Origin of the sequence: Sphingomonas hankookensis (genome assembly GCF_028551275.1) — a bacterium.
In the GTDB taxonomy this organism is placed as follows: domain Bacteria; phylum Pseudomonadota; class Alphaproteobacteria; order Sphingomonadales; family Sphingomonadaceae; genus Sphingomonas; species Sphingomonas hankookensis_A.
Genome location: NZ_CP117025.1, coordinates 2882503 through 2894818, shown reverse-complemented (window position 1 = coordinate 2894818; position 12316 = coordinate 2882503). Strand labels below are relative to the sequence as shown.

Sequence of the window (12316 nt, the reverse complement as noted above, 5' to 3'; positions counted from 1 at the left end):
CGCGAACGCGGCGGCGGTCAAGCGGCGGTCACAGGAACAGCCATCCGACCGTCGCGCCGACCGCGACGATCGTCGGCGTCACCCAGCCTCCCTTCAATCGCCACGCCATTGCCAGCGCTGCGGCGAACAGCGCCGCGCCGACCGGCGGATCGACCCGCCCGCCGGTCACCAGCGCCAGTTGCACGAAGGTCGCGGCGATGATTCCAACAACCGCCGCCGCCACGCCGGTCAGCGCATGGCGCAGCGAGGGGGCGTCGACGACGCGCTCGAGCCGTTCGAAGAAGATCAGCGAAAAGGCGAAGGCAGGGACAAACATGCCGAGCGTGATCGCCAGCGCACCGGCCAGGCCGCCCGCAACGAAGCCGACGAAGGTCGCGAAGATGACCAGCGGCGCGGGAATGACATTGGCGAAGGCGACCCCGTCTAGGAACGCCGCATCGCCGATCCAGCCACGGCCGACCGTATCGGCACGGACATAGGGGATGGCGGTATAGGCCCCGCCAAAGGTCAGCAGGCCACCTTTCAACCCGGCGATGAAGAGCGCGACGACCGTGAGCGGCTGGACCGACGCTGCGGCAGGGGTGGGCGGGGCGATGGAGAGGCTGGCAACGGCGGCGGCGATGCCGGCAAGTCCGATCGCGAGCGCAAGCGGCGGGCGGTGCTTCATTGCATAGACGGCGCCGCCAGCCAGCAACGGGATCCAGAACGGCACCCGGCCCAGCGTCGCGGCGACCGCCGCCAGCGCGATCAGCGCCAGCAGCCGATCCTCCACGACATGCTGACCGATCCGCATGACGGCACGCAGGATGACGGCGAGGATCGCGACCTGGATGCCGAGCAGCAGGCCTCCGAGCGCCACGCTGCCCTGCACGACGGTGACGTACAGCCAGCCGACCAGCAGCATCAGGCAGAAGCCGGGCAGCATGAAACCGAGGCCGGCGAGCAGCCCGCCGATCCGCCCGCGCGCCAGCACGCCGAAATGGACGCAGAGTTCGTGGGCTTCGGGCCCGGGCAGGATTTGCAGCACGGCGAGCAGCCGATTGAACCGGCCCTTGTCGATCCAGCGTTCTTCCTCGACCAGCGCCTGCCGCAACATCGCGATCTGCGCGACCGGGCCGCCAAAGGCGAGACAGCCGAAGCGCAGGAATTTGCAGAATAGTGGTATCAAGCCGATCGACGGCGGACGGGACGGTGCGGCAATTTCCATGAACGAACGCTCCCAAGGCCGCGCGAACGCGGCCGGTGGAGCGGAACTTGGACGCAGGCGTCTGAACGGGCGTCCGCATTGCCCGTAGGCGGAATTGCACACCGACCGGGCAACGAAGTCAAGATCGCCCCCTCGCGCAGCCCCGCCCGCGCTGCTATCTCCCGCCCATGCCCCATCTCTATCTCGTCGACGGCTCCGGCTATATCTTTCGCGCCTATCACCGGCTGCCGCCGCTGACCAACCAGCATGGCGAGCCGGTGGGGGCGGTCTATGGCTATACCACCATGCTGTGGAAGCTGGCCGATGCGCTGCACAAGGCGGATGGGCCGACGCACATGGCGGTCATCCTTGACAAATCGTCGAAGACGTTCCGCAACGACCTGTACGATCAGTATAAAGCGCATCGGCCGCCGCCGCCCGAGGACCTGGTGCCCCAGTTCCCGATGATCCGCGATGCGACGCGGGCGTTCAGCCTGCCGTGCATTGAGGAAGAGGGGCTGGAGGCCGACGACATCATCGCCTGTTATACGCAGGCGGCGCTGGCGCAGGGCTGGGCGGTGACCATCGTCAGTTCCGACAAGGATCTGATGCAGCTGATGACCGACCCGTCGGTCGACATGCTCGACACGATGAACAACCGGACGCTGGGGCCGGACCATGTGGTCGAGAAGTTCGGCGTGACCCCGAACAAATTGGGCGACGTGCTGGCGCTGATGGGCGACAGCGTCGACAATGTGCCGGGCGTGCCGGGGGTCGGGCCGAAGACCGCCGCCAAGCTCATCAACGAGCATGGCGACCTTGAAGCCGTCCTCGCCGCGGCGCCCGAGATGAAGAAGGGCAAGCTGCGCGACAACCTGATCGACCATGCCGACAATGCGCGGCTGTCGAAGGTGCTGGTGACGCTGAAATGCGATGGCGGGCTGCCCGAACCGCTCGACGCGCTGGAATTGCAGGGGATTCCGGAGGCGCCGCTGCGCGCGTTCCTCGAACATCACGGGTTCCGCACGTTGCTGACCAAGCTCGGCCAGGTTGCCGATACGCCGGTTGAGACGCCCGCCGCGCCGGTGGCGCAGGACGACGAGCCGGCCTGCGATCATGACGCATACGAGACGGTGGTGACGCAGGAGGCGCTCGACCGCTGGGTGCAGGTCGCGCGGCATCAGGGCTGGGTGGCGATCGATACCGAGACGACGGGTCTGGACGCGACGCGGGCAGAGCTGGTCGGCGTGAGCATGGCGCTGCACCCGAACCTCGCCTGCTATATTCCGATCGGCCACGGCGGGACCGACATGTTCGCGGAGAAGCCGGAACAGCTGTCGCGCGAGGCGGTGCTGGCGACGTTGAAGCCGTTGTTCGAGGACGAGAGCGTCCTGAAAATCGGCCATAACCTGAAGTACGACATGATCGTGCTGGCGCGCGCCGGGCTGACCGTCGCGCCCTATGACGACACGATCGTCATGAGCTTTGCGCTCGACGCCGGGTTGCACGGGCATGGCATGGACGAACTGGCCGCGACGCATCTCCAGCATAGCTGCATCGCGTACAAGGACGTGGTGGGGACGGGGAAGAAGCAGATCGGCTTTGGCGAGATCGACCTGAAGACCGCCACCCGCTATGCCGCCGAGGATGCCGATGTGACGCTCCGGCTGTGGCGGCGGTTCAAGCCGCGGCTGCCTTATGAGTCGGCGACGCGGGTGTACGAGATGGTCGACCGGCCGCTGGTGCGGGTGATCGCCGACATGGAGCAGGCCGGGATCAAGGTCGATGCCGGCGTGCTGGCCAAGCTGTCGGAGGATTTCTCCGCCCGCATTGCGGCACTGGAAACCGAAATCCACGAGCTGGCGGGGACGAAGTTCACCATCGGGTCACCGAAGCAGTTGGGCGACGTGCTGTTCGTGACGCTGGGCATCAAGGGCGGGCGCAAGGGCAAGTCAGGGGTCTATTCCACCGACGTCAACGAACTGGAACGGATCGCCGCCGACAAGGATTCGCCCGGCGCGGCGATCGCGGCGAAGGTGCTCGACTGGCGGCAACTGTCCAAGCTGAAAAGCACCTATACCGATGCGTTGCAGGCGCAGATCAACCCGGCGACCGGGCGGGTGCATACGTCGTACAGCCTGACCGGTGCGCAGACGGGACGGCTGTCGTCGACCGATCCCAATCTGCAGAACATCCCGATCCGCACCGAGGTCGGCCGGCAGATCCGCGATGCGTTCGTGGCCGAGCCGGGCAATGTCATCCTGGCGGCCGACTATTCGCAGATCGAGCTGCGGCTGGCGGCGCATATCGCCGACGTACCGCAGCTGCGCGAGGCGTTCGAACGCGGCGACGACATCCACAGCATCACCGCGCAGGAGCTGTTCGGCGAGGTCAACCGCGACACGCGCGGGCGGGCCAAGACGATCAACTTCGCGATCCTCTACGGCATCAGCCGCTGGGGGCTGGCCGGGCGGCTGGACGTGAGCGCGGACGAGGCGCAGGCGATGATCGATCGCTATTTCGACCGCTTCCCCGGCATCAACCGCTATATCGCCGAGACGACGCAGAGCGTGCGCACGACCGGCTTCACCACGACCTTGTTCGGGCGCAAGACGCATTTCCCGCGCATCCAGTCGAAGGTGCAGCATGAGCGGCAGGGCGCCGAACGCGCCGCGATCAACGCGCCGATCCAGGGGACGAGCGCCGACATCATCAAGCGGGCGATGGCGCGGATGGGGCCTGCGCTGGCCGAGGCCGGCCTCACCGAAGTGCGGATGCTGTTGCAGGTGCACGACGAACTGGTGTTCGAACTGCCCGAGGGGCTGGTCGAGGCGGCGACGCTGGTGATCCGGCAGGTGATGGAGACGGCGGCGGAACCGGTGGTGCAGCTGTCGGTGCCGCTGGGCGTGGAGATCGGGACGGGCAAGAGCTGGGGCGCGGCGCACTAGAGCGGTTTCCGACCAGATTGAGCCATCGTCATCGCCGTGCGGGCGCCCGCTTCGCGGCGGGGTGATTTCCCGCCGGGGCCGCGTTGCTCGTCGGTTACGATGCGACTGCATCGCTCCCTCCTCGCGCCTTGCCCCAAACCGAAATCCCCTCCGTGCCGACGATCCAATCTGGTCGGAAACCGCTCTAGCGCCGGGTTCGCCCTATCGGCGTGGCTGGCACAGTAGCCGCTCGAGACCGGGCAGGGCGACGATACGCACGCCTGTCATGCCGATTTTGCGTGCCGCGACGTCTACCGGCGTGGCACCGGAAGCGGCGGTGGTAACGAAGCCCGCGCAATGCAGTGCGGCGTTCGACAGGTGCAGCATGTCGGTCGCTCCCGCCGCGTCCGGTACATGCCGGGGAACCGGCTGTCCAAGCGCTGGATCGTTGAGGCGGTATAGCACCGACGGCGACAGGCCGTGTCTGGCGTACAGCGCATCCTGCGCAGCGATCCATCCGTTCAGTCGGGCATCTTCGCGCGCGATCGTCGCCGCCACCTCGTCCGGCGTCGCGCCGGCGCCGGTCATCGCCGTGCGTAGCTGCGCATGCATGTCGCTTCGCGACGCCGCGTCGGGCGCACCGTGCCACAGCACGAGCGCCCCGGGTAATATGGTTCGGTGCGCGGCGGCGGCGAACAGATAATTGGCGCACGACGATGCGCAGACGCCGTCGACGACGATGCTCAGACGGCGCGCCTCGACCATTCCGGCCATCGCCAGCGCGGTTTCCGCTTCGCCGCCCGCCGAATTGATGACGACTCGTTGCACTTTGTCCGTCAGATGCCGTTCGAGCGCAGCGGCATCCCCCGGACGGATCAGCCCGCTGATCCGCACGGTGGCGGCATCGACCGGGGTGATGCGAAAGGAACCCGTCGCCTCGCCCCATGGCGACCCGGTCGCCGCGATCAGCAGCGCCAGCGATGCGGCGATCGACATGCCGTGTTCCTTCCCGATACTGGCATAGACTGCCCGACGCAGGGCAGGATGCGCGCTACGCCGTCGTGTCGCAACCGCCGGCGATTGCGAAGGCCAGTCCGGTTATCGACCCTTCGCCTCCAACCACCGGTCGATCTGCTCGATCTCCTCCTGCTGCGTGTCGATCACCGCCTGCGCCAGCGTGCGGGCCTCAGGGTCCTTGCCATGCGCCAGTTCGGTGCGGGCCATCGCCACCGCCGCCGCGTGGTGAACGCGCATCTGCTGCATGAAATCGACATCGGCGTCGCCGGTATAGGGCGGGGCCTTGGTCATCATGGCGGCCATCGATTGCTTGTAGCCGCGTGTCGCTGCGGAGTCCGTCGCCCCTGGCGCCATCGCGTCATGCGCCATGGCGTCGTGAGGTTGCGCGCCGTTGCCGGGGGCGGGCTGTTGCGAACAGGCCGCCAGCAGGGTGAGGCCGAGGATCGTCGCGGCTGGCTTCATCGATCGTCTCCATCGTTGCGGTAGTCCAAAGGCCGGGGCGTCCGATCGTTCCGACCGTTGCCCGCAAGCCGCACCCCGCGGGCAAAGCGCATACGGGGGCTATGGGGAGCGGACGCCCTGGCGTAAGAGGCCGCGATGATCGATCCTTCGCGCGTCGCGTGACCGACGCGCCGACCCAACCCGCCGACGACATCGCCGCCCTGGCCAAGGGCGGGCGGACGAACGTGTTCGGTTTCGTCCTGCGGCTCGTCGCGCGCCTGCCGTTCCTGTTCATCGCCGGACGCATCTATGGCCCGGAAATCGTCGGGCGGTTCGCGCTGGCGGTGCTGGTGGTCGAACTGGCGGCGCTGGTCGCCACGCTGGGGTTGAAGCGGGGGCTGGCGCAGGCGCTGTCGTCGACCGACCGGCCGCATGCCCATGTCGTGTGGGACGCACTGGCGGTCGCGTTCATCATGTCCGTCGCGGCCAGCGCCGTGCTGTTCGTATTCCCGCAGGTGATGTATCCGAACAGCGAGGTGATCGGGTTCGAGCGCCTGCTGCCGCTGATCGTGTTCGCCATCGCCTGGTCGGACGTCAGCTTGGCGGCGCTTGCCTATCGGTTGAACGTCAAGGCGGCGGTGACGGCGCGCGCGGTGGTGGAGCCGTGGACGATCTCGATCGCGGCTTGGGCGCTCAGCTATTATTCGACGCGCGACGGGCTGATCATGAGCTACGTCCTGTCGATGGCGGCGGCGCTGGTCGCGTCGATCGTGCCGTTCATCCGCAGCTATGGCCTGCCCTATGGCTGGTCGCCGCATCTGCGGCCGATGCTGGCGCTGGTGAAGCGCAACATGCCGCTGGCCGGGGCCGATGCGATCGAATGGGGCACGCGCAACGTCGATCGCTTCATTCTGGGGCTGCTTTTCGGGCCGGCGATTGTCGGCATCTACTATATGGCGCAGCAGGTCGCGTCGCTGCCGCAGAAGCTGAAGACCAGTTTCGACCCCGTGCTGGGCCCGGTCATCACCCAGAGCCTGGCGGCGGACGACAAGAGCGCAGTCGCGCGGCAGGTGCGGCAGGTCGGTTTCTGGATCATCACCGCGCAGGCGGCGCTGGCGCTGGCCGGGAGCATCCCGGCGTCCGGCGTGATGGGCGTGGTCGGGCGCGAGTTCGTGAGTGGCGCGGGGGCACTGTCGTTCCTGCTGATCGCGGAGGTGCTGGCAGCGAAAGGCGCGGTGTCGGAAGCGGCATTGGTCTATATCGCGCGGCATCGCAACCTGATGATCTCGATCGGGCTGCTGACGTTCCAGGTCGTGCTGAGCTTCGCGTTGGTATTCCTGATGCGATCGTTCGGCCTGCCGCAAAATTATGCGGCGGTGGGGCCGGCGATGGCCTTGTGCATCTCGGTCGCGCTGGGATCGGTCATCAAGTCGGGGCTGCTGTCGAAGCTGCTCGGCCATAGCGTGCGCGATTTCCGCCCCGCCTTGCTATGGGCGGTGCTGGCCGCGGCGCTGATCGGATCGGCGATCATGCAGCTGCCCAAGCGGTTCGAATGGGCCGAGATGCTGTTCGGCATACCCGTGATCCTCGCGACCTATTTCGCGATCCTGTGGCGCTGGGCGTTCCGGCCGGAGGACAAGGCGCTGTTCCACAAGAGCGCGGCGGCGAGCGAGGCGACCATCCCGACCGACCGGTACAAGGTGTAGCGGGCGGGCGGTCGTCGCCCCAGATCGAGAGCGGGTCCTGCCGCGACATGCGTCATCCCCGCGCAGGCTGGGATCTCTCGCCGACAGCACCCGGCAGGAGCCGCGAGAGGCCCCAGCCTTCGCTGGGGCGACGTTTGCCGGTCGGCAGATTACTCGTTGGGGGCGAAGCGCGCCCGTTACCGGAACGGCGGTTCGTTGAATGCGCGCAGCTTGCGGCTGTGCAGCCGGGCGCCCTCCAGTCGCAGCTGCTCGCAGGCCTCGATGCCGATGCGCATATGTTCGTTGATCGCGCGTTCGTAGAAACGGTTGGCCTGTCCGGGCAGTTTCAGTTCGCCGTGGAGCGGCTTGTCCGAAACGCACAGCAGCGTGCCGTAGGGGACGCGGAAGCGGTAGCCCTGCGCGGCGATGGTCGCCGATTCCATGTCGATCCCGACCGCGCGGCTGAGCGAGAAGCGCAGCGCCGAGCGGCTGAAGCGCAATTCCCAGTTGCGGTCGTCGGTGGTGACGATGGTGCCGGTGCGCAGGCGCTTCTTCAACTCATCGCCCGACTGGCCCGACACGATCTCCGCCGCGCGCGCCATCGCGACCTGCACCTCGGCGATCGCCGGGACGGGAATTTCGGGCGGCAGCACGTCGTCGAGGACATGGTCGTCGCGCAGATAGGCGTGGGCGAGGACATAGTCGCCGATCCGCTGGCTGGGACGCAGGCCGCCGCAATGGCCGATCATCAGCCATGCCTCCGGCCGCATGACCGCCAAATGGTCGCAGATCGTCTTCGCGTTGGACGGGCCGACGCCGATATTGACCAGCGTGATCCCGGTGCCGTCGGGCGCAACGAGGTGATAGGCCGGCATCTGGTGCCGCCGCCATGCGCTGTCGCTGACCATGCGTTCCGCATCGTCGCCGGCGGTCGCCAGCACGCCGCCCGCGCCGGACAGCGCGGTATAGCGGCTGGGCGTGCCATCGGCGGCGGGCTTCAGCTGCTCGCCGGCCCAGCGGACGAATTCGTCGACATAGCGGTGATAGTTGGTGAACAGCACGTACTGCTGGATGTGCTCGGGCGGCGTGCCGGTGTAATGGCGCAGGCGTGCGAGCGAGAAGTCGGTGCGCAGGCCGTCGAACAACGCCAGCGGGCGATGCGCATCCTGCGACGCCCAGAGGCCATCGGCGATCTCGTCACCGATATGCGCCAGCTCGGTCGCAGGGAAATAGCGGGCGAGTTCGGTCGCCGATACCGCGTCGAGGCTGAGTGCGTGCCCCGCGTCGAGGACATAGGGGAAGGGAATTTCCTGCCGCCCCGCAACCGCCTCGACCGTCACGTCGTGGTTTTCGATCAGCAGGTCGAGCTGCTCGGTCAGATAGGCGGCGAACATCGCCGGCTTGGTCACGCTGATGCGATATTCGCCGGGCGTCGTCAGCCGGCCATAGGCGCGCGACGGCGTCGGCCGTTCGCTGCTGCCGCGATAGGTCAGGCGGATTTCGGGATAGGCGAACGACCCGTCGACCCTGGCGGAAGAGGGCGGGGGCGTGCCGTCGGTGAGGTAGCGGTCCAGCGCGGCGCGGAGGCGCGCGACCGAGGCGGTGTAGAGCCGATCGAGTTCGGCGACGATCTGGGAAGCCTGCGTCATCGACCGTGGCTAAGGCGGCGCGCGGCGCAACGCAAGCCCCCGGCGCGCGCGTAACGCGCCGGGGGCAGCGGCCTCAGGTCGCCGAGGGCGGGACCTTCGGCGTGGCGTCGGCCTCGCGCTTCTTTTCCATCAGCTTGGACGCACCGAACGCGGCGCCGGCAATCGCGGCGGCGGCACCGGCGACGATCGCGGCGGTCGCGCCGGGATGTGCCTTCACGGTTTCGGCGGTCGACTTGGCGGCGCTGCTGACGGCATCGCGCGACTTGGCAGCGGCGTCGCTGACGCTGTCCTTGGCCGAGGCGTAGGTCGCCGATGCCTTTTCGGCGAGCGTGCCCGAGGTTTCGGCGACGTCGTTCGCGATGTCGTTGGCGACATCCTTCGCGGCGTTGGTCGTGGTCGTCGTGTCGGTCATGACGTTCCCTTTCCTGATCGATATGGCTGCGTAACTACCGACTAACTCGAACGGTCGCCGCCGGTTCCGTTACAACCGGCGGGAAATGGCCCCTTGTCCCACGACGTCGCACCAGCGAAGGCTGGGGCCTCGCGCGGCTCCTGCTGCGTGCTGTCACCGTAAGACCCCAGCCTTCGCTGGGGTGACGTGTGCGTGCGAGTCTGCGCGAACAGCGTTAGAGCGATGCCAGCAGGTTTTCGGCGGAACTGACCTTGAACTCGCCGGGTGCCTCGACATGCAGCGCCTCGACCACGCCGTCGTTCACCAGCATCGCATAGCGTTGCGAGCGGGTGCCCATGCCATAGGCCGAGCCGTCCATGGTCAGCCCGATCGCCTTCGCGAAATCGGCATTGCCGTCGGCCAGCATCGTTACCTTGTCACCCGCATCGCCGGCCTTGGCCCAGGCCGACAGGACGAAGGCGTCGTTGACCGCGGTGCAGGCGATTTCGTCCACGCCCTTGTCACGGAATGCCTGCGCCTGTTCGACGAAGCCGGGCAGGTGCCTGGCCGAGCAGGTCGGAGTGAAGGCGCCGGGGACCGAGAACAGCGCGACGCGACGCCCGGCGAAGAAATCATCGGTCGATACCTGGTCCGGGCCGTCGGGCGTGACCTTGGTAAGGGTGGCGTGGGGCAGGCGGTCGCCGACCTTGATCGTCATGAATCTCTCCGCTTCGGGTCCGGCGCACGATGCGCGCCGCCATGCAGCTTGGGTGCGCTCATGGTCCTTTTCAACCATGGCGCTCGGTCGCGGGCGGGATTAGCGTCGGCGGCATGATGGACCAGACGCGATTCCTTGCCGGAGAGATTTTGCTTGCCATGCCGGGGATCGGCGATCGCCGGTTCGACCATGCGGTGATCGCGATGTGCACCCATGACGAAGAGGGCGCGATGGGGGTCGGGATCGGCGATACGATCGACGGCCTGGGGCTGCATGCGCTGTTGAAGCAGCTCGACATCGAACCGGGCGAGGCGCCCGATGCGCCGATCCACCTCGGCGGGCCGGTCGAAACGCGGCGCGGCTTCGTGCTGCACGACGACAGCTGGAGCGGGCAGGACACGATCGACGTGGCCGGCAAATGGGCGCTGTCCGGGTCGATCGACGTGCTGCGCGCCATTGCGGCGGGCAGCGGGCCGTCGCGCTACCTGATCGCGCTGGGCTATGCCGGCTGGGAAGCCGGACAGCTGGAGAGCGAATTGTCGCGCCATGGCTGGATGAACGTCGCCGGCGACGGGGCGCTGCTGTTCGACGTGCCGACCGCGACGCGCTGGCGCGGCGGGTTCGAACGGGCGGGCATCGATCCGCGGTTGCTGGCGCTGGGTGCGGGAACCGCCTGACCACGGCATATAAAGGAATCTTTATATAGGATTTGCGTTTCGGCGGGGCCGCCGGTAGAGGCGGACCATCCGCCATGGGTGCGCCCATGGCCCCACGCAGGAGCATCCCATGGCTACCGCCATTGCCGACAAGCAGACCGATTACGTCATTCGCGACATCAGCCTCGCCGATTTCGGTCGCAAGGAAATCGAGATCGCCGAAACCGAAATGCCGGGCCTGATGGCGCTGCGCGACGAGTTCGGTGCGTCGCAGCCGCTGAAAGGCGCGCGCATCACCGGTTCGCTGCACATGACGATCCAGACCGCGGTGCTGATCGAGACGCTGGTGGCGCTCGGCGCCGACGTCCGCTGGGCGACCTGCAACATCTTCTCTACGCAGGACCATGCCGCTGCCGCGATCGCGGCCAAGGGCATTCCGGTGTTCGCGGTGAAGGGCGAGAGCCTGGCGGACTATTGGGACTATGTCGGCGACATCTTCAACTGGGGCGACCAGACCGCCAACATCATCCTCGACGATGGTGGCGACGCGACGATGTTCGCGCTGTGGGGCGCGAAGCTCGAAGCCGGCGCGACGCTGGGCGAGCCGGAGAATGAGGAAGAAGTCGAGTTCCAGCGCGCGCTGAAGGCGTTCATCGCCAAGCGTCCGGGCTATCTGACCGAAACCGTCAAGAACCTGAAGGGCGTGTCCGAAGAGACGACGACCGGCGTCCACCGCCTGTACGAAATCGCGAAGAAGGGTGAGCTGCCCTTCCCGGCGATCAACGTGAACGACTCGGTCACCAAGTCGAAGTTCGACAACCTCTATGGCTGCAAGGAATCGCTGGTCGACGCGATCCGTCGCGCGACCGACGTGATGCTGGCCGGCAAGGTCGCGTGCGTCGCGGGCTTCGGTGACGTCGGCAAGGGCAGCGCCCAGTCGCTCCGCAACGGCGGCGCGCGTGTCATGGTCACCGAGATCGATCCGATCTGCGCGCTGCAGGCGGCGATGGAAGGGTTCGAGGTCGTGACGATGGACGAGGCCGTCGAACGCGCCGACATCTTCTGCACCGCGACCGGCAATGCCGACGTCATCACCGCCGAGCATATGGCGAAGATGAAGCCGATGAGCATCGTCTGCAACATCGGCCACTTCGACAGCGAGATCCAGATCGCCGCCCTGTCGAACTATGAATGGGACGAAGTGAAGCCGGGCACCGACCTGGTGAAGTTCCCCGATGGCAAGCAGATCATCGTGCTGGCGAAGGGCCGCCTCGTGAACCTCGGCTGCGCCACGGGCCACCCGTCGTTCGTGATGTCGTCGTCCTTCACCAACCAGGTTCTGGCGCAGATCGAGCTGTGGACCAAGGGCGAGAACTACAAGAACGAAGTGTACGTTCTGCCCAAGCACCTCGACGAAAAGGTCGCGGCGCTGCATCTCGAAAAGCTGGGCGTGAAGCTCAGCAAGCTGACCGAGAAGCAGGCGTCGTACATCGGCGTGCCGGTCGAAGGGCCGTTCAAGCCGGACCATTATCGCTACTGATCGCCCACGCGATCCGACGCCACAGGGGGCGGGCATCCACCGGGTGCCCGCCCCTTTTGTTGCACGTTTGCAACGCTCTGCGCCGAAACCACCCCGGCAATCATTC

The 12316-nt window shown here is 67.1% G+C and carries 10 protein-coding genes; 4 read left to right on the top strand and 6 right to left on the bottom strand.

From position 1 onward, the window contains the following. Positions 1–28 precede the first annotated feature (28 nt). Positions 29–1207, bottom strand: coding sequence for a chromate efflux transporter (gene chrA, locus PPZ50_RS13710; protein ID WP_272815326.1), 1179 nt, complete (start codon positions 1205–1207; stop codon positions 29–31). Positions 1208–1374: 167 nt separating this feature from the next. Between chrA and polA the strand changes: the two genes are divergently transcribed. Beyond that, entirely contained in the window at positions 1375–4134 is a 2760-nt protein-coding gene (polA, locus tag PPZ50_RS13705) for a DNA polymerase I (RefSeq protein ID WP_066689429.1), read from the top strand. Between the two features lie 201 nt (positions 4135–4335). On the opposite strand, the gene PPZ50_RS13700 is transcribed toward polA, so the two are convergent. Together PPZ50_RS13700 and PPZ50_RS13695 are read right to left on the bottom strand one after the other, a co-directional pair. Next, positions 4336–5109, bottom strand: a complete 774-nt coding sequence (locus tag PPZ50_RS13700; protein WP_066689428.1) for an ATP-dependent Clp protease proteolytic subunit — start codon at positions 5107–5109, stop codon at positions 4336–4338. A 102-nt stretch (positions 5110–5211) separates the two neighbouring features. Continuing rightward, positions 5212–5592: a DUF305 domain-containing protein gene (locus PPZ50_RS13695; RefSeq protein WP_066689427.1), complete on the bottom strand. Its 381-nt coding sequence runs from the start codon at positions 5590–5592 to the stop codon at positions 5212–5214. A gap of 101 nt (positions 5593–5693) precedes the next feature. On the opposite strand from PPZ50_RS13695, the gene PPZ50_RS13690 reads away from it, so the two are divergent. Then, on the top strand, positions 5694–7277 hold the full coding sequence (locus tag PPZ50_RS13690; RefSeq protein ID WP_084401414.1) for a lipopolysaccharide biosynthesis protein: 1584 nt from the start codon (positions 5694–5696) through the stop codon (positions 7275–7277). 176 nt (positions 7278–7453) lie between these two features. On the opposite strand, the gene PPZ50_RS13685 is transcribed toward PPZ50_RS13690, so the two are convergent. From PPZ50_RS13685 to PPZ50_RS13675, 3 genes are all read right to left on the bottom strand, one after another. Continuing rightward, positions 7454–8905 (bottom strand): AMP nucleosidase, encoded by a 1452-nt coding sequence (locus tag PPZ50_RS13685; RefSeq protein WP_066689425.1) that lies wholly within the window; start codon positions 8903–8905, stop codon positions 7454–7456. 73 nt (positions 8906–8978) lie between these two features. Continuing rightward, positions 8979–9317 (bottom strand): hypothetical protein, encoded by a 339-nt coding sequence (locus PPZ50_RS13680; protein ID WP_066689424.1) that lies wholly within the window; start codon positions 9315–9317, stop codon positions 8979–8981. 214 nt (positions 9318–9531) lie between these two features. Continuing rightward, positions 9532–10014 carry a peroxiredoxin gene (locus PPZ50_RS13675; protein ID WP_066689423.1) on the bottom strand — a complete coding sequence of 161 codons (483 nt, stop codon included), beginning with the start codon at positions 10012–10014 and terminating at the stop codon, positions 9532–9534. A 116-nt stretch (positions 10015–10130) separates the two neighbouring features. Here PPZ50_RS13675 and PPZ50_RS13670 point away from each other — a divergent pair, with 116 nt between their 5' ends. Further along, positions 10131–10691 (top strand): YqgE/AlgH family protein, encoded by a 561-nt coding sequence (locus PPZ50_RS13670; protein ID WP_066689422.1) that lies wholly within the window; start codon positions 10131–10133, stop codon positions 10689–10691. A gap of 109 nt (positions 10692–10800) precedes the next feature. Beyond that, on the top strand, positions 10801–12210 hold the full coding sequence (gene ahcY, locus PPZ50_RS13665; protein WP_066689421.1) for an adenosylhomocysteinase: 1410 nt from the start codon (positions 10801–10803) through the stop codon (positions 12208–12210). The last annotated feature ends 106 nt before the right edge of the window (positions 12211–12316 follow it).